Genomic DNA, 16,585 nt, shown 5'->3' on the forward strand with positions numbered 1-16,585 from the left:
CAGGAACCCGACATGTCTACTGCCACCTCAACGCATCAGGATGACCATCACGGCGATCACCCCACCGGGCTGGCGCGCTGGCTGTTTTCGACCAATCACAAGGAAATCGGAACCCTGTACCTGATTTTCTCGCTGATCATGTTCTTCGTCGGCGGCGCCATGGCGCTGGTGATCCGGGCCGAGCTGTTCGCGCCGGGCCTGCAGCTGGTCCATCCCGAATTCTTCAACCAGATGACCACCATGCACGCCCTGGTGATGATCTTCGGGGCCGTGATGCCGGCCTTTGTCGGCCTGGCCAACTGGATGGTGCCGATGATGATCGGGGCGCCGGACATGGCGCTGCCGCGGATGAACAACTGGTCGTTCTGGATCATGCCGTTTGCGTTCACCATGCTGCTGGCCACCCTGTTCATGCCGACCGGGGCGCCGGCGGCCGGCTGGACGCTGTATCCGCCGCTCTCGCTCCAGGGTGGTAACAGCCTGGCGTTCGTGATTCTTGCCATCCACCTGATGGGCATCTCGTCGATCATGGGCGCGATCAACATCATCGCGACCATTCTCAACATGCGCGCGCCCGGTATGACCCTGCTGCGCATGCCGCTGTTTGTCTGGACCTGGCTGATCACGGCCTTCCTGCTGATCGCCGTGATGCCGGTGCTGGCCGGTGCCGTCACCATGCTGCTGACCGACCGCTTCTTCGGCACCAGCTTCTTCAATGCCGCCGGCGGCGGCGACCCGGTGCTCTATCAGCACATCTTCTGGTTCTTCGGGCATCCCGAGGTCTACATCATGATCCTGCCGGCCTTCGGGATCGTCTCGGAGATCATCCCGACGTTTTCACGCAAGCCGCTGTTTGGCTATACCTCGATGGTGTATGCCACCGCCTCGATCGCGTTCCTGTCGTTCATCGTCTGGGCCCACCACATGTTCACCGTCGGCATGCCTTTGGGTGCGATGCTGTTTTTCATGTACGCCACGATGGTGATCGCGGTGCCGACCGGGATCAAGATCTTTAACTGGATCGCGACCATGTGGCGCGGCTCGATGAGCTTTGAAACACCGATGCTGTTTGCCCTGGGTTTTGTGGTGCTGTTCACCATCGGCGGACTGTCGGGCGTGATGCTGGCCATTGTGCCGGCCAACTTCCAGTACCACGACACCTACTTCGTGGTCGCCCATTTCCACTACGTGCTGGTGACCGGGGCGGTGTTTGCCATCATGGCGGCGGTTTACTACTGGCTGCCGAAGTGGACCGGACACATGTACAACGAGAAGCTCGGCAAGTTTCACTTCTGGTGGTCGACGATCTGGGTCAACGTGCTGTTCTTCCCGCAGCATTACCTGGGGCTGGCCGGCATGCCCAGACGCATTCCCGACTACGCCGTCCAGTTTGCCGAGTTCAACCTGATCTCCTCGATCGGCGGATTCATGTTCGGCTTCGGCCAGCTGCTGTTTGTCTACATCATCTGGCAGTGCGCGCGCGGCGGCGAAAAAGCCACCGCCCAGGTCTGGGAAGGCGCTCAGGGCCTGGAGTGGACGGTGCCTTCACCGGCGCCGCTGCATACCTTTGACACGCCGCCGCTGGTCAACGACCGGGTCGCCGTCCACCAGGACAAGCTGACCTGAGCGCGGCGAAGAAGACAATCATGAGTAAAACCAAAAGCCAGATGCACAGGGACAGGCGGCGCGGCATCGTCCGAACCGCCCTGATCCTGGCCGGTATCGTGCTGCTGATCTATCTGTTCTTCATCGGTCGCACCGTGGTGGGCTATTTGTCTTGAGCCTCGCGACACGCAATTCCGTCCGTACAGCGGGCATGCTCACCCTCCTTGCCGTTGCCATGTTCGGCTTCGGATACCTGCTGGTCCCCCTGTACGACAAGTTCTGCGAAATCACCGGGATCGGCGGTCGAACCGGCGAAGCGGTGACGGCGAACGTCGAGCAGGCGCTCAGCGCCGAGCCCGACTTTTCGCGGCTGGTCACGGTGCATTTCGATGCGACGGTCAATTCCTCTTTGCCGTGGAGATTCGAGCCGACCGAACGGATGATGGAAGTCCACCCCGGCATGCTGTACGAAACCACCTACGTGGCCTACAACCGCTCCGACCAGCCTGTCGTCGCCCAGGCCGTGCCCAGCGTTTCGCCCGGCCAGGCCTCGCTGTATTTCAACAAGACCGAATGCTTCTGTTTTACCGAGCAGTTGCTAGAGCCGGGTGAGTCGCGCGACATGCCGGTTCGATTTATCGTCGATCCAAATCTTCCCGCCGGCACCAGCCTGGTCACCCTTTCCTATATCATCTATAAAAACGACGAAGCGACGGCGGTCCTGGCCGCCGCGCCTTGAAGATCTGAGGGAGTCTTACCGGATGGCACAGAGCAGCTATTTCGTCCCACCCACCGCAAAATGGCCGATCGTCGGATCGGTCGGCATGTTCGTGCTCATGATCGGTGCGGCCAACTGGCTCAACCAGGGATCGATCGGGCCCTGGCTGCTGACGATCGGTGCCGGGATCATCATCCTGATGATTTTTGGCTGGTTCTCTGAAGTCATTCGCGAGTCCCGCGCCAGCCTTTACAACGCCGCGGTCGATGCCTCGTTCCGCCAGGGCATGATCTGGTTCATTTTTTCTGAAATCATGTTCTTCGGTGCCTTTTTCGGCGCGCTGTTCTATGCCCGGATGTTCGCCGTTCCCTGGCTGGGCGGCGAGGGAACCGGTGCGATGACCAACCAGTTTCTCTGGCCGCAGTTCGAGGCGACCTGGCCAACGCACGGTCCGGCCGAGCTCGGCGGGGATTTCCAGACCATTCCCGGCTTGGGGCTGCCGCTGATCAACACCCTGATTCTGTTGACTTCCGGGGTCACCATCACGATTGCCCACTGGGCGCTCAAGAAAGGCCAGCGCACCGCCCTGCTGCTGTGGATGATCGCCACCGTGGCGCTGGCCTGCCTGTTTCTGGTGATCCAGTCTTATGAATACGTTCATGCCTACCAGGATCTGGGGCTGACGCTGGGCTCGGGGATCTATGGCTCGACGTTTTTCATGCTGACGGGCTTCCATGGTCTGCACGTTGTCATCGGCACGATCATCCTGATCGTGATAACCATCCGCTGTGCATTCGGCCACTTCAGCAAGAAGGACCATTTTGGCTGGGAAGCCGCAGCCTGGTACTGGCATTTCGTCGACGTCGTCTGGCTGGGTCTGTTCCTGTTCGTCTACGTGGTCTAAGCGCAACCCGCAGGCATCGGCAGCTGTCGCCCGGAACGCTCGCTCCAGCCGCCGTTCGGGTCCTGATGCGGCTGACGAATGAGGCCCTCGTGCTGCAGCGAGGCCAACGCGGCCTGAACGCGCTCCCGGTTCTGTCCGCTTTCCTCAACCAGTCGTTGTTCGTCAACCGCCGGCCGGCGCCTGATCGCCCCCAACACCAGCCGGCACAGAGCCTCGTGAGAATCCACGGGATCGGGGCGCATTCCCGTCGGCAGGTGTGGCCAAACCCGCACGTCCGGCTGCAGTCCAAGCCAGGCCCCCAGGTGATCTAAGTGCACCCACACCGCTAAACCCCCGGTGTTCGACAGTGCAAAAGCCACGCGCTGCGCGGACAGGCGGGCAAAAGCCCGCCCCGCGCCGGCTCGCTCCGCCTCTTCGACGGGCAGGTAGGCAAAACGCTGCAGCGCATCTTCCAGGCCTTCGGCCGTCGACCATGCAGGCCTGCCTTTCGTGCCCCCAACCATGGCCGTGAGCGTTGACGGTCGCCGACGATCCTCGAAGGTGCGGGTCCGTCGTTCTTCGGCATCAGCCGGATCGAGATAAGCATGGCGCGGGGCATGGATGGCGCCCTGCGCCAGCGGCGAGGGCGCGCTTGTCTCAACGCAGCGCACGCCGATACGGCCGGACTCGATACGCTGATACAGCCGGATCAGGCCGGGCAGATCCATATGTCGGCACAGGCATTCCTGCAGCGCCTGGTCGGTCAGCGGATGGTCGGGCACCTGTCGGGGCCCTGACAGATTCTCCAGGCAAGCCAGTTGATCCGGGAAGATCCGTGCGATCAGATTTTCGGCCTGGTTGCGCTGGATCTGAGCTGGAACGCGGCCGCGTGCGTCGCGCCGGTCAATAGCCAGCGCGGTTGTTGCGCACCAGCGAAAGCGGGTGGCGAACTGCGGCGTATCCAGCACCGCCTGGATCAGCACATCGGTCAGGGTGTCGGAGCGGAGATAGCCGATGACCTCGGCCAGCGGGAAGCTGTGGGTGGCGCCCAGGGAGATCAGCACCGCGTTGTCGGTTGCCACGGCCTGTAGCTCGAAATTGAACTGGCGGCAGAAACGCTTGCGCAGGGCCAGTCCCCAGGCGCGGTTGAGCCGAAGCCCGAACGGGGAATGCACGACGATGTGTTCATCGCCTCCGGGATCGGGAAACCGTTCAAGCACGATCTGGTGCCAGCCCGGCAGGACGCCCAGGATTCGTCGGCTTTCATCCAGAAAAGCCCTGAGCTGCCGATCTTCGCGGCCGCCATGAAGACCGGCGCCGGCGAGCAGACGGCAGACCTGCAGCGAGACGCTCGCCGAGCGCCCCGGCCCTTCTCCGAACCAGAATGGCAAGGCGGCTTCCTCGGCTTCGCTGGGACGCACCTCCACGCGACCGGAAACAATGCGCTGGATCGAAAAATGCCGGCCGCCAAGCTGAAACACCTGGCCGGGCGCGGATTCAAAGGCGAATTCCTCGTCCAGCCGTCCGAGCACCTGCCCGCTGCTGGCGTCCACCACCTCGTAGTCGAACCATTCCGGAATCGTACCGACGTTGAGGCGACTTCGAAGCGGCGTTTCCGGCGCCGGGTACAGCGTGTTGCCGGCACCCTTGCGCAGCGGTCCGCGCCCGGTCTCACGACCCCTGATGTAACCGTCGTGCAGCATATCGACCAGCGCAGCGAAGTCCTCCTCTGACAGATTCGCACAGGGCGCGGCCCGACGGATTCTGGGCCAGAAATCCTCCACCCGACCCGGGCCGGCGGCCACCATGGCAATCAGTTGCTGGGCGAGCACGTCCACCGGCGGGTCAGTCCATTGACCCGAGGGCTCGATTCGCCCCCTGGCGAGTGCCCCGATCAGCGCATGGGCGTCGAGCAGATCGCTCAGCGTCAGCGGAAACAAATGCAGCCTGGGGGCCTGGCCGGGCCGGTGGCGCGACCGTCCGGCCCGCTGCCGCAGGGCGTTGACCGAACCGATGCTGCCGATCTGGATGACCTGCTCCAGCTCGCCGATGTCGACACCAAGCTCCAGCGAAGACGAACAAACCACCGCCGACAAGCGACCGTCGCGCAGCCCCTGCTCGACGGCCGTGCGGCGCTTGATACCCAGGCTGCCGTGGTGGGCTGCCACCCGCTCATCGCCCAGGCGCTCGGTCAAGGTGGCGGCCAGACGCTCGACCAGCGCGCGGGTATTGCAAAAGATCAAGGCCCGGTCCGCAGACGAAACCAGCTCAACGATGCGATCCGCCACGAACCTCCATCGCGCTTCGCCGGCAAGGCTTTGCAGCGGATCCGGGCCGATTTCCAGCCTGACGTCGACCGGCACGGCCGCGCCGACGTGCACGATCTCGCACTCGCGATCATTGCCGACAAGAAAGCGCGCCATTCGCGTCAGCGGACGGGCGGTGGCGCTCAGGCCGACGCGCTGCAGCGTCTGCGGCCCCGCAACGGCGCTCAACCGCTCAAGCGACAGCGCCAGGTGAGCGCCACGCTTGCTGTCGCCCAGGGCATGCAGTTCATCAACGATAACGGCCGACACGAGCGACATCGCCCGACGTCCGGCGGCGCTGCCCAGCATCACGAACAGGGATTCCGGCGTCGTCAACATGAGGTCCGGTGGCCGTCGCAGCTGACGTCGTCGCTCGGCTCCCGGGGTATCGCCGGTACGAACCGCCACCGTCAGCTTTCGCCGGCTTCGGGCACAAAGCGTACCGAGCTGGGCGAGCAGGCCATCGGCCATGTTGTTCGACAGCGCCCGCAGCGGAGCGACGTAGAGGATGCGCCCTGTAACAGGCTCTGCCAACAGTCGATCGATCAACGGCAGTAGCGCGGCCAGCGACTTGCCCTGCCCGGTTCCCGCGGCGATCAGGCAATGCTTGCCGCGCCTCACCTGGGGCCAGGCAAGGCGCTGGATCCGCGTGGGCTGATCGAACTGGGATTTAAACCACTCAGCGATCGGCGCAGCAAAGGGCATTGCATCCATGACCAGAAGCATGCCCAGGGGCATTCTCAAAAGCTGAGAATCAGCGTCCCGCCACGCGTTTCCAGGACGCGTTGATCAGTTCCCAGTCGCTGCCGTCGCGGCGCCAGCCGGTATTGACCTGGTACCAGCCACCCTCATCGGGAATCAGACCGGTACCGCCGGTCAACACGGCGTGGAAGCGCGCGCTGGCGCGATCTTCGGTGGCCTGGTCGACTTCAATATCGATCAGGCGCACGCGGATGCGTTGGTGGGCCCGCATTTCCCGGAAAAGAAGCAGGCGGGCGGCGCGTCGATCGAGCTGCCGGGTATCGGCCGCGAAGTCCTCGGCCACCGGCGCCATGAAGGCGCGCGCATTACCCTCGCCCAGCGCTGTAGCCATGGCCTGCAGCGTCTGCCGAATCTGTTCTTCAGCCAGCGGTCGGCTACAGCCGGCCAGCAGCGTGAGCAGGGCGAGCAGGCCCAGCAAAGGCCCAGGCTTCAATGCGATTCGCCGAGGTAGCTTTCCAGCAGCCGACCGGCGACTGCCACCAGGTCGTGCTCGGTCACCAAACCGATCAGCTTGCCCTCGGGGTCCACGACCGGAAGGCAACTCAGGCGCTTTTCGCGCATCATGCGAATGGCCTGCACGGTGGTGGTTTCCGGGCTGATCGACAGCGGCTCGGCGTGCATGATGTCGCGCACCGTGACCGGCTCGGGACCGCGTGCGCCGCGTGCGACCAGACGAAGCAACTGGCGCTGGGAGATGAGGCCCAGCAGCTGACCGGAATCATCCTCGACCGGCACGTGGCGGACGTAACGCCACTCCATCAGGCTGGCGGCAAAGTCGACGATATCGTCCGGCCGAACCGTGAACAGATCGGTCGCCATGAACTGTCCGACCGTGCGATAGCTGTCGCGCCAGTCCTGGTCGTGGCAGAACCTGGCCAACGTCCACTCCGCGATCGGCCTGCCCAGTTCCTGTTGTTCGATCATGCTCCCGGTCAGCGCTCGCAAGCATTCATGCGGGCTGGCCGAGCCGCGCATCTGCTCCAGCGATTCCAGCTGCCATCGCGAGCCGGTTCGGCGGCGTTCGACCCGGGCCTGGATGACACCGAGATAGCGGTCGATGTCTTCAGCGTCGATCCCCGCCTCGCTCAGCCCTTCGCGCGCAGCCGGCAAAAGAACGTCGAGGATCAGCTCCTGGGCGGTCATCTGCGATTCGTCGAACCAGATTTGCTGCGCCCGAAGGCCCTCGCGTGCGGCGGCCATGAAGTTGGCCTTGACGTCGCCGAAATTGAAATGATCCCGAATGTCGCCCACCGAGCGCGACAACTTGGCCATCATGCCGAAAAAGAAGGCGGAATTGGCGACCTCATCGAGAACGGTCGGCCCGGACGGGATGACCCGGTTCTCGATCCGCAAGTGCGGCTTGCCGTTGGCGGAGATGCCGTAAACGGCCCGGTTCCAGCGATACACGGTGCCGTTATGAAGGCGCAGGGCGTTCAACTTCGGAGCCTCGCCACGGGCCACCATCCCGATCGGATCGTCCTCGAATTCCGTGGTCAGAATCACCCGGAATCGGGCAATATCTTCCTTGAAGATCTCGATCACCGACTCCTCCACCCACTGATCGCCAAAATGCACCCTGGGCTTGTGACCACGCGCCGCGTGGGCCTGGGAGCGAGCGTCGATGGAGTGCTCGAACACGGCGATCCGGCTTTCGTGCCACAGGCGCTTGCCGAGCAGAATCGGTGAATTGACGCAAGCCGCCAGCAGCGGACCGGTCACGACCTGGGCGATGTTGTAGAGACGGGCGAACTCGTCGGCATCCACCTGGAAATGCACCTGGAAGCTGGTATTGCAGGCTTCGAGCATCAGGTTGTCGTGATTGAGATTGAGCTGATCGATGCCCTTGATGGAAATCTGGAAGTTGCTGCCGCGCAGCCTGAGCAGGGCCTCGTTGAGGGCAAAGTAGCGCGCCATGGGCACCATGGCGTTAAGGCTGAGATGATCCTTTGTCAGCGTGGGCAAGATCCCGACCAGCGCCACCCGACTACCGACTTTCGCCGCAGCCTCCCGGGCCAGCTCGACCACCTCTTCGGCTTCCTTTTCGAGCTTGCGCAGGCAGTCGCCGCCGAGATCCAGCGGCGACAGATTGGCCTCCAGATTGAACAGGCCCAGTTCGTGGGTGAAGCGCGGATCGTCGGTCTGGTCAAGCACCTGCATCGCCGACAGGGCCGGACGATTGGCCTGATCGACCAGAAACATTTCCTGTTCGGCCCCGATCCGGCGCACGCCGTCTTCGAACATGCCGCGTGTGTGCATGTCCTCCAGCGCCCGGACTTCGTCCAGCAGGGCTTTCATGAACGCCCTGCGCAGACTTTCGTCGCCGGAGCCCTGTACATTCTGCTCGCCCATGTCACCGCCCGGATCGAAACCACCGCGATGATATACCCGGTTTCGCCAGGGGGCAAACCGGCCGTCTCTGCGACGGTCACTTGTCTGCAGCTTCCGGGTATGCCAAGCTTGAGTTTTTGACCAACAAAACAATCAGGGGTAGTACCAATGACTGACAAACCATGGCTGTCGGCGTATCCCGACGGCGTGCCGGCCCAGATTGATCTGGCCGAGTTCTCGTCGATCGTCGACGTCATCGATTCCAGCTGCGAGAGGTTCCGCGACAGGGTTGCCTACGTCAACTTCGGCAAGGAACTGACCTACGCGCAGGTCGACGAATACAGTCGCGCCTTCGGCGCGCGCATGCAGGCTCTGGGCTTAAAGCCGGGCGACCGAATCGCCATCATGATGCCCAACGTGCTGCAGTACCCGATCGCGGTATTCGGCGCCCTTCGGGCCGGTCTGGTGGTGGTCAATACCAACCCGCTCTACACCGCTCGCGAGCTCAAGCACCAGCTCAAGGACTCCGGTGCCAAAGCGATCGTGATCATGGAAAACTTCGCCAACGTGCTGGAAGCCGTGATCGACGATACCGATGTCGAGCACGTCATCATCACCTCCGTTGGCGAGATGATCGGCTTCCCCAAGGGCACGATCATGGATTTTGTCCTGCGTCGAGTCAAGAAGATGATCCCGGCGTACAACCTGCCCAACGCGACCCGGCTCAGCAAGGTACTGGCAGAGGGAAGTCGCGAAACCCTCAGTCCGGTCAAGCTGACCCACGACGATCTTGCCTTCCTGCAGTACACCGGCGGCACCACGGGGGTCTCCAAGGGCGCCATGCTGACCCACGGCAACATGGTGGCCAACATGCAGCAGTCCTCGGCCTGGCTGGGCAACGATATCGAAATGGGCCAGGAGATCATCATCACCGCCCTGCCCCTCTATCACATCTTCGCCTTGACCGCGAACTGCTTTGTGTTCCTGAAATTCGGCGGGCGCAATGTATTCATCACCAATCCCCGCGATATGGCCGGCTTCGTCAAGGAACTGGGCAAGGAGAAATTCACCGCGATCACCGGCGTCAATACCCTGTTTAACGGCCTGCTCCATGCACCGGGCTTTTCCGATCTGGATTTCTCTCACCTGAAACTGACCCTGGGGGGCGGCATGGCCGTGCAGCGCGCGGTCGCCGAGAAGTGGAAGCAGACGACCGGGGTGACGCTGGTCGAAGCCTACGGATTGACCGAAACCTCGCCGGCTGCCTGCATCAACCCCATGGACCTGGAGGACTATAACGGGGCCATCGGCCTGCCGATTTCCTCGACCGAGTGCCGGGTCATCGACACCGAAGGCAACCCTGTCGGCGTCAACGAGACCGGCGAGCTGTGCGTCAAGGGCCCGCAAGTCATGAAGGGCTACTGGAATCGACCCGACGAGACCGCCAAGGTCCTCGACGATGAAGGCTGGCTCAAGACCGGGGATATGGCGCGGATGGACGAGAACGGCTATTTCTATATCGTCGATCGCAAGAAGGACATGATCCTGGTGTCGGGCTTCAACGTCTATCCCAATGAAGTCGAGGACATCGTCGCCACCCACCCCAAGGTCCTCGAGGTGGGTGCGATCGGCGCACCCGACGAAAAATCCGGCGAGGTCGTGAAGGTGGTGGTGGTGCGCAAGGACGACAGCCTCAGCGTCAAGGAACTGCGAGACTACTGCCGCAACGAACTGACCGGTTACAAGGTGCCCAAGTACGTCGAGTTCGTCGATGAGCTGCCCAAGACCAACGTCGGCAAGATTCTCAGGCGGGAACTGCGCGACCAGTACGGGACACCGCAAAGCTCCGATTAACCATCCGGTTTCGGGTCGGTCTCGGGGCTGGCGTTCAGCCCCGAGACGCCGACGCCGATCAGGCGAACGGCAAAGGCCCGACGCCAGCCGCTCCAGTCCTGCAGCAGTTGCCACGCGGTGCCGGCGATCACTTCTGCTGAACGGGTGTGGGCCGGCAGCGACTGACTGCGGGTGATTGTTGAAAAACCGCTGGAACGCAACTTGAGCGTGACCGTTCGTGCCTGCAGCTGCCGGGCGACCAGCCGAGCGGCCACCCTGGCGGACTGATCGTCAATCAGCGCCCGAAGCGCGGGCAGGTCGTGGATATCTTCGCTAAAGGTTTTTTCCTGGCTGATGGAACGCCGGATGCGGTCGGGCTTGACCGGCCTGTCGTCGCGGCCGAAAGCGCGCTCGAGCAGCACCAGCCCTTGGGCACCGAACAGCCGAACCAGCAGATCCGGCGCCGTGCACCGCAGCTGTCCCACGGTCAACACGCCCGCGTCGTTGAGTCGCTCCTCGCTCCTGCTTCCAACGCCGGGCAGGCGGCGAACCGGCAGTGGATCAAGAAACGCCTGGACCCGCCCGGAATCGATGAGCACGAAACCGTCGGGCTTGTCGTCGTCCGAGGCAAGCTTGGCCAGCAGTTTGTTAGAGGCCATGCCGACCGAGGCGGTCAGACCGGTTTCGCTGGCGATTTCGCGTTTCAGCCGCCGGCCGATCTCGACCATGTCCTCGACACGGTCAGCGAGCTCGCTGACGTCCAGGTAGGCCTCGTCCAGACTCAGCCCCTCGACCTTGTCGGTGACCGCATGGAAAATGGCAAAAATCCGGCTCGAGACTTCGCGATAGCGCTCGAAACGGGCGGGCAGAAACACCCCGTGCGGGCACAGCTTGCGGGCGCGGGCAGCCGGCATGGCCGAGCGTACCCCGTACTGTCGGGCCTCGTAGCTTGCCGCCGCAACCACGCCGCGCGCAGATCGGCCCCCGACCATGACCGGGCGGGCACGCAGAGCGGGATTGTCACGCTGTTCAACGCTGGCATAAAAGGCGTCCATGTCGACATGGATCACCCGGCGCATGGCGGCACTGCTTTCAGATGGTGCGAGTGGGTTTGTCGCTGTCGAGCATACCGGCCAGTTGCGAGACGATCGCCGTTTGGGCCTTTTTTGCCTCCTGACCGTCGCCGAAGTGAATGCCCACGCCGCTGTTGATACCGCGCTGGCTGCCGGGAGGCGTGATCCAGGCCACCTTGCCGGGAATCGCCATTCTTTCCTCACCCATGAGGCTGAGCAGGATCAGGACGTCATCGCCGAGCCGGAAACTCTTGCGCGTGGGCACAAACAGGCCGCCGTTGATGAGAAACGGCATGTAGGCCGCGTAAAGCTCTTGCTTGTTCTCGATGTTGTAAGACAAGATCCCTTTTTGCGCCATGGTTTCAACTCTGCCGACCGAACTGTGCGCCCCATTCTAGCAGCCATTTTCCCAGCAGCAGGTCGGCCCGCACCGGCGTCCCGGCCATCGCCCTGCCCTCCAGGGCCTGTTGCCATAAGCGGGCCAGCGCGATGGGGTCGGGCGCCAGGACATCGCGCTCTTCGGGCGCCAGCGCTGAATCCATGAAGTCGCGTACCCAGTGTGCCAGCCAGTGCCAGGCTTCGGCGGGACGAGTGGACCAGGCAGCGAGTACCGCGGGCGACGGGGGCTGACGGCAGACGGCGTCCAGCATGGTCTGACGAATTTCGCGCCCGAAGGCCAGTCCGTCGCCCTCCAGCAGTTCCAGTGCCCGGAGCGGCGCACCGCCACTGGCCTGAAGCGCCAGGTCGATGTCGGGCTCGCCCACCTCCGGCGCCTGCGCCCTGAGCCATGTTCGAGCCGCCTGCCCGTCCGGCGGATGAACGATGATCTTCTGACAGCGGCTGAGCACCGTCGCCGGCAGCGCGTCGGGATCATCGCTGACCAGTATCAGCCAGGCGCGCGACGACGGCTCTTCAAGCGTCTTGAGCAGCGCGTTGCCGGCGTTGCGATTCATCCGGTCGGCTTCCTCGACCAGCCCGACACGCGTCGACCCGATGGACGGTGTCAGCTGCAGTCCCTGGGTGAGATCGCGGATAACGTCCACGGGTAACTGGGTCTTGTCCTCCGGCACCGCGGCGATGAACAGGTCCGGGTGCGTGTCGCTTTCCAGAAGCCGGCACGATTGGCACTGGCCGCAGGGCTGCCCGGCGGCCGGCTGCAGGCAGAGAATACGCGCCGTCAGCCAGCGCGCCAGGCCCCGCTTGCCGAGACCCGCCGGGCCATGCACCATGGGCGCGTGGCCGAGCCGCTCGTGGGTCAGGCTATCGTCCAGCTGTCGCTGGTAACTTTTAAGCCAAGGCAGCGTCACTGAAGCCGCGCCTCCAGGGCGCGAAAAATCGATGCACGCACCGCCGGCAGGGATTGCGAGGCGTCGATGAGCACAATCCGTTCCGGCTCCATGCGCGCCCGGGCCAGGTAGGCTGCGCGCATCCGTTCCAGAAAATCGGCCCGCGAACGCTCGAAACGGTCGGCCGGGCCACCGCGCTGTCGCACCCGCTCCAGCCCGACGGTGACCGGAACGTCCAGCAAAAGCGTCAAATCGGGTTCCAGATCCGGATGAACAATCGCTGCGAGTCGATCAACCATCTGGATCCCCAGTCGACGGCCACCGCCCTGGTAGGCCCGGCTGGCGTCGGTGAATCGATCGCACAGCACGTCCTGACCGGCATTCAGGGCCGGTCGGATGATCTGCGCCAGATTCTCTGCGCGCGCTGCAAACATCAGCAGTAGTTCGGTCATCGGCTCAAGTTCGCCCGTGGCCGGATCCAGCAGTATCCGTCGGACTTCCTCCGCGGCAGCGGTGCCACCGGGCTCACGCGTTCTAACAACCTGACGGCCGTGTTGTTCGAGCCAGGCGCTGACCTGCTCGGCGGCCGTGGTCTTGCCGGCCCCCTCCCCGCCTTCAAGGGTAATGAAGCGGCCCGGCGTCATGGCCGACCCCGAATGTAGCGGTTGACGGCCGCGTTGTGCTGGTCCAGGGTGTCGGAGAATTGATGGGTGCCGTCGCCCCGGGAGACGAAATACAACGCCGTGCCCGCGGCCGGCCGGGCAGCGGCGCGCAGGCTGTCGCGACCCGGCAGCGCGATGGGCGTCGGCGGCAGGCCATGCCGGGTATAGGTATTCCAGGGATGATCGCTGCGCAGATGCACTCGACGGAGGCGGCCGTCGAATTCCGGGCCGAGGCCGTACATCACCGTCGGATCGGTCTGCAGGCGCATGCCCAGGTTCAGGCGGCGGGCAAAAACCCCGGCCACCCGCGCCCGCTCGGCCTCGGCCCCGGTTTCACGCTCGATAATGGACGCCAGGATCAGAAGCTCTTCCGGCGAAGCCAGCGGCACGTCCGCGTCGCGCCCGCTCCAGCTGGCTGACAACTCGGTCTTCATGGCCTCGTGGGCCCGTCGCAACAGCTCGATGTCGCTGCTGCCGCGGGTAAAAAAGTACGTCTCGGGCAGGAACCAGCCTTCCGCAAAACAATCCTCGCAACCCAGCCTGCTCATCAGCTCGTCGTCCGCCAGGTCGGCCGTGCGGGATCGCAGACGCGGATCGCCCGCAAGCTCGCTTCGCAGCCGCTCCAGCGTCCAGCCCTCGACAATGGTCATCCGATGCTGCCGGGTCTGGCCTTGCCCGAGCTGATCGAGCAGGCTGCCCAGGTCCGTGCCGGGCGCGATTCGGTATTCCCCGGCTTTCAGGCTCGGGGCCCGCAGACGACCCAGCAGGCGCCATTCCCAGCCTGGTCCGGCCAGCCCCAGATGCTGCAGATCCCGCACCAGCCCGGCGTAGCTCGTACCCGACCCCAGCCAGAGATTCAACTCCCCGTCCGGGTTGATCGGCAAGGACTGGAACTGCTGCCACTGCCGCCATGCCTGCCCGCCCAGCAGTACCGCCGAAATCACCAGCATCAGCAGCAAAAGTGTCAGGATCACGCGCATGGGAACAGTTCTTTCTGCCAGATCGACTGCAAGCGGCGACAAACAGGGCCAATCGGAAAAGGCTTGTCTTCCACCGAAATCACCGGGCGAATGCCGGCTACCGAGTTTATCACCAGCACTTCGCTCAGCGTCTCCAGCTGTTCGACGCCGACGCTGCCCACCGCCAGCCCGGCACCCGAATATTCGCGGAGCCAGGACAGCCCCACGCCCACCACTTCAGCACGGGGCGGGGTCAACACCCCGGCCTCGGTCACCAGCACCAGGTTGCTGCTGACGGCTTCGCAGAGCTGGTGCTGATCGTCGAGCAGCACCGCCTCTTCGGCCCCGCGCTCGCGACATTCCCGCGCCACCATCGTCTGCAGCAGGCGATTGCCGTGCTTCAATCCTGACAGCGGCCACACCGGCCCCAAGCGAAAGCGGCTGATCACGACCGCAAGCCCATCCCGGCGCTGACCTTCGATCGTTGCCGGCCAGGGGCGTCGCTGCACGATTCGCCTCGTTCCCGGTGTTGTCGGCGGCCAGTACCCCTGCCCGCCGCTGCCGCCGGTCAGCGTGATCCGGATCACCGCCCGTCGTGCCTGTTCTGCTTTCAGCAAACGGCCGCATTCACGCCATAAAAGCCCGCTGTCGGGCACCTCCAGACCGATGGCCTGGGCGCCGCGCGTCAATCGGGCCATATGCAAATCCCACAGCGGTGCCCGGCCGTCGCAAAAGGCCATCGTTTCGAACACGGTTTCACCGAACAGCAGCCCGCGATCGTCAGCCGGCACGTCGTGGGTCGGGCTGCCGTCGATCAGGGTATTCATGCGGCTCCCAGCGCCTGCAGCAGGCCGCGCGCCTTGGCTTCGGTCTCGGCCAGTTCCGCCTCGGGATCGGAATCGGCCACGATCCCGGCGCCGGTTCGAAACGCCAGCTGCTGGCCTGAAACCGCCATGGATCGAATCAGGATGTTGAGGTCCATTGCGCCATCCCGGCCGAGATAACCCATCGCCCCGGTGTAGAAGCTGCGTCCGCGCTGCTCGAGATCGGCAATGATCTCCATGCAGCGAACCTTGGGACAACCGGTAATCGTTCCGCCGGGGAAGACGGCCGCGATGACATCGACCGGGTGGCATCCCGGGCGCAGGCGGCCGCGCACGTTGGAAACGATATGGTGCACGTGGGTATAGCTTTCGACCGCCATCAGTTCATTGACCTCCACCGATCCGCTGGTGCATACGCGACCCAGGTCGTTGCGTTCCAGATCAATCAGCATGATGTGCTCGGCCCGCTCTTTCGGGTGCGCCAGCAACTCGCTCGACAAGTCCCGGTCGTGCCGGTCGTCGCGCCCGCGCGGCCGCGTGCCGGCAATGGGCCGGGTCTGGACCAGGCCGTCACGCAGCTCGACCAGGCGCTCGGGGGAAGAGCTGATCACGGTTCCTCCGGGCAGCCGCGCCATGCCGGCAAATGGCGCTGGATTGGCCGCAGCCAGCGCCCGGTACAGTGCGATTTCGTCCATCGGCTCGTCGGCCAAAACCCGCCAGCCGCGCGAGAGGTTGACCTGGAACACGTCGCCCGCAACAATCCACTCCCGGATCCGGCGCACGCCGGCGATGAATGGCTCGGGTGGGTCGGCCTGGATCCGCAGCATCGGCAATGCAGGCTCTCTTGCAGCGCCGGGCTCGATCCGGGCCAGCTCTGCGGTCGCGCGCTCCAGCCACTCCGGGGTCTCGCCGACCAGCCAAGTCGCGCCGTCCTGGTGATCGAACAGCAGGGCCGCCGGGCAACGGGCGGCAAAGGCAAGCGGCAGGCCGTCGTCCGAGGCGGGAAGCTGCAGTCGAGGTTCGATCTGCCCGACGAGTTCATACCCGAGGTAAATGAACCATCCGCCGCAAAACGGCAGGCCCGCCTGCGACCAGGCGGTTGCTGCCGCCGGATCGATCGGAACAAGCTTGCGCAAGCGCGCCAGAAAACCGTCCCCCCCGGGTCCATCGGACCCGAATGAACAAAGCCTTTCGCCGCTTTGGCGAAGCAGCATCGACCAGCGTCCCAGCGACGGCGAACCGGCCTCGCTGGCGAGAAGAAAAGACCATTGATCAGGATAAAACCCGTGAACGGCGAGGAGATCAGGGCGATCGTCGAGGCGGCGAACGCAGGGCCCGGTCATGGG

The 16,585-nt window shown here is 64.1% G+C and carries 15 protein-coding genes; 5 read left to right on the top strand and 10 right to left on the bottom strand.

What is annotated here, in order from left to right; all coding sequences use genetic code 11:
• Positions 1–12: 12 nt before the first annotated feature.
• The 4 genes from ctaD to G3I74_RS03565 are packed head-to-tail and all read left to right on the top strand — an operon-like array spanning position 13 to position 3,227.
• Positions 13–1,626 carry a cytochrome c oxidase subunit I gene (ctaD, locus tag G3I74_RS03555; protein ID WP_164210184.1) on the top strand — a complete coding sequence of 538 codons (1,614 nt, stop codon included), beginning with the start codon at positions 13–15 and terminating at the stop codon, positions 1,624–1,626.
• A 20-nt stretch (positions 1,627–1,646) separates the two neighbouring features.
• Positions 1,647–1,781, top strand: a complete 135-nt coding sequence (locus G3I74_RS16075; RefSeq protein WP_275401442.1) for a hypothetical protein — start codon at positions 1,647–1,649, stop codon at positions 1,779–1,781.
• On the top strand, positions 1,778–2,344 hold the full coding sequence (locus G3I74_RS03560; protein WP_275401444.1) for a cytochrome c oxidase assembly protein: 567 nt from the start codon (positions 1,778–1,780) through the stop codon (positions 2,342–2,344). The genes G3I74_RS16075 and G3I74_RS03560 overlap by 4 nt, the downstream gene beginning before the upstream one ends.
• A 22-nt stretch (positions 2,345–2,366) precedes the next feature.
• The gene (locus G3I74_RS03565; protein ID WP_164210186.1) at positions 2,367–3,227 is read left to right on the top strand and encodes a cytochrome c oxidase subunit 3; all 861 of its coding nucleotides are present in this window, start codon (positions 2,367–2,369) and stop codon (positions 3,225–3,227) included.
• On the opposite strand, the gene G3I74_RS03570 is transcribed toward G3I74_RS03565, so the two are convergent.
• The 3 genes from G3I74_RS03570 to G3I74_RS03580 are packed head-to-tail and all read right to left on the bottom strand — an operon-like array spanning position 3,224 to position 8,623.
• Positions 3,224–6,238 carry a DEAD/DEAH box helicase gene (locus tag G3I74_RS03570; protein ID WP_203594490.1) on the bottom strand — a complete coding sequence of 1,005 codons (3,015 nt, stop codon included), beginning with the start codon at positions 6,236–6,238 and terminating at the stop codon, positions 3,224–3,226. The genes G3I74_RS03565 and G3I74_RS03570 overlap by 4 nt on opposite strands.
• Positions 6,239–6,266: 28 nt before the next feature.
• Positions 6,267–6,707 carry a nuclear transport factor 2 family protein gene (locus G3I74_RS03575; RefSeq protein WP_164210188.1) on the bottom strand — a complete coding sequence of 147 codons (441 nt, stop codon included), beginning with the start codon at positions 6,705–6,707 and terminating at the stop codon, positions 6,267–6,269.
• Positions 6,704–8,623 (bottom strand): CBS domain-containing protein, encoded by a 1,920-nt coding sequence (locus G3I74_RS03580; protein ID WP_164210189.1) that lies wholly within the window; start codon positions 8,621–8,623, stop codon positions 6,704–6,706. Before G3I74_RS03580 ends, G3I74_RS03575 begins: the two co-directional genes overlap by 4 nt.
• A gap of 147 nt (positions 8,624–8,770) precedes the next feature.
• Here G3I74_RS03580 and G3I74_RS03585 point away from each other — a divergent pair, with 147 nt between their 5' ends.
• Positions 8,771–10,456 carry an AMP-binding protein gene (locus G3I74_RS03585; RefSeq protein WP_164210190.1) on the top strand — a complete coding sequence of 562 codons (1,686 nt, stop codon included), beginning with the start codon at positions 8,771–8,773 and terminating at the stop codon, positions 10,454–10,456.
• Here G3I74_RS03585 and G3I74_RS03590 read toward each other — a convergent pair.
• The 7 genes from G3I74_RS03590 to G3I74_RS03620 are packed head-to-tail and all read right to left on the bottom strand — an operon-like array spanning position 10,453 to position 16,582.
• Positions 10,453–11,514, bottom strand: a complete 1,062-nt coding sequence (locus tag G3I74_RS03590; protein ID WP_164210191.1) for a DNA polymerase IV — start codon at positions 11,512–11,514, stop codon at positions 10,453–10,455. The genes G3I74_RS03585 and G3I74_RS03590 overlap by 4 nt on opposite strands.
• Before the next feature lie 13 nt (positions 11,515–11,527).
• Positions 11,528–11,866: a PilZ domain-containing protein gene (locus G3I74_RS03595; RefSeq protein WP_164210192.1), complete on the bottom strand. Its 339-nt coding sequence runs from the start codon at positions 11,864–11,866 to the stop codon at positions 11,528–11,530.
• 4 nt (positions 11,867–11,870) lie between these two features.
• A complete protein-coding gene (locus tag G3I74_RS03600; RefSeq protein WP_164210193.1) occupies positions 11,871–12,815 on the bottom strand; it encodes a hypothetical protein in 945 nt (314 codons plus the stop codon).
• A complete protein-coding gene (tmk, locus tag G3I74_RS03605; RefSeq protein ID WP_164210194.1) occupies positions 12,812–13,438 on the bottom strand; it encodes a dTMP kinase in 627 nt (208 codons plus the stop codon). Before tmk ends, G3I74_RS03600 begins: the two co-directional genes overlap by 4 nt.
• Entirely contained in the window at positions 13,435–14,436 is a 1,002-nt protein-coding gene (gene mltG, locus G3I74_RS03610) for an endolytic transglycosylase MltG (protein WP_164210195.1), read from the bottom strand. The genes tmk and mltG overlap by 4 nt, the downstream gene beginning before the upstream one ends.
• The gene (locus G3I74_RS03615) at positions 14,427–15,242 is read right to left on the bottom strand and encodes an aminotransferase class IV (RefSeq protein ID WP_164210196.1); all 816 of its coding nucleotides are present in this window, start codon (positions 15,240–15,242) and stop codon (positions 14,427–14,429) included. Before G3I74_RS03615 ends, mltG begins: the two co-directional genes overlap by 10 nt.
• Positions 15,239–16,582, bottom strand: coding sequence for an aminodeoxychorismate synthase component I (locus tag G3I74_RS03620; protein WP_164210197.1), 1,344 nt, complete (start codon positions 16,580–16,582; stop codon positions 15,239–15,241). Before G3I74_RS03620 ends, G3I74_RS03615 begins: the two co-directional genes overlap by 4 nt.
• Positions 16,583–16,585 lie beyond the last annotated feature (3 nt).

This window comes from Wenzhouxiangella limi (assembly GCF_010499265.1).
In the GTDB taxonomy this organism is placed as follows: domain Bacteria; phylum Pseudomonadota; class Gammaproteobacteria; order Xanthomonadales; family Wenzhouxiangellaceae; genus Wenzhouxiangella; species Wenzhouxiangella limi.

Bases quoted from the DNA above. Each gene is read 5' to 3' on its own strand.
- ctaD (WP_164210184.1), top strand. From the start codon at position 13: ATGTCTACTGCCACCTCAACGCATCAGGATGACCATCACGGCGATCAC.
- G3I74_RS16075 (WP_275401442.1), top strand. From the start codon at position 1,647: ATGAGTAAAACCAAAAGCCAGATGCACAGGGACAGGCGGCGCGGCATC.
- G3I74_RS03565 (WP_164210186.1), top strand. From the start codon at position 2,367: ATGGCACAGAGCAGCTATTTCGTCCCACCCACCGCAAAATGGCCGATC.
- G3I74_RS03570 (WP_203594490.1), bottom strand. From the start codon at position 6,238: ATGCTTCTGGTCATGGATGCAATGCCCTTTGCTGCGCCGATCGCTGAG.
- G3I74_RS03580 (WP_164210189.1), bottom strand. From the start codon at position 8,623: ATGGGCGAGCAGAATGTACAGGGCTCCGGCGACGAAAGTCTGCGCAGG.
- G3I74_RS03585 (WP_164210190.1), top strand. From the start codon at position 8,771: ATGACTGACAAACCATGGCTGTCGGCGTATCCCGACGGCGTGCCGGCC.
- G3I74_RS03590 (WP_164210191.1), bottom strand. From the start codon at position 11,514: ATGCGCCGGGTGATCCATGTCGACATGGACGCCTTTTATGCCAGCGTT.
- G3I74_RS03595 (WP_164210192.1), bottom strand. From the start codon at position 11,866: ATGGCGCAAAAAGGGATCTTGTCTTACAACATCGAGAACAAGCAAGAG.
- tmk (WP_164210194.1), bottom strand. From the start codon at position 13,438: ATGACGCCGGGCCGCTTCATTACCCTTGAAGGCGGGGAGGGGGCCGGC.
- mltG (WP_164210195.1), bottom strand. From the start codon at position 14,436: ATGCGCGTGATCCTGACACTTTTGCTGCTGATGCTGGTGATTTCGGCG.
- G3I74_RS03615 (WP_164210196.1), bottom strand. From the start codon at position 15,242: ATGAATACCCTGATCGACGGCAGCCCGACCCACGACGTGCCGGCTGAC.
- G3I74_RS03620 (WP_164210197.1), bottom strand. From the start codon at position 16,582: ATGACCGGGCCCTGCGTTCGCCGCCTCGACGATCGCCCTGATCTCCTC.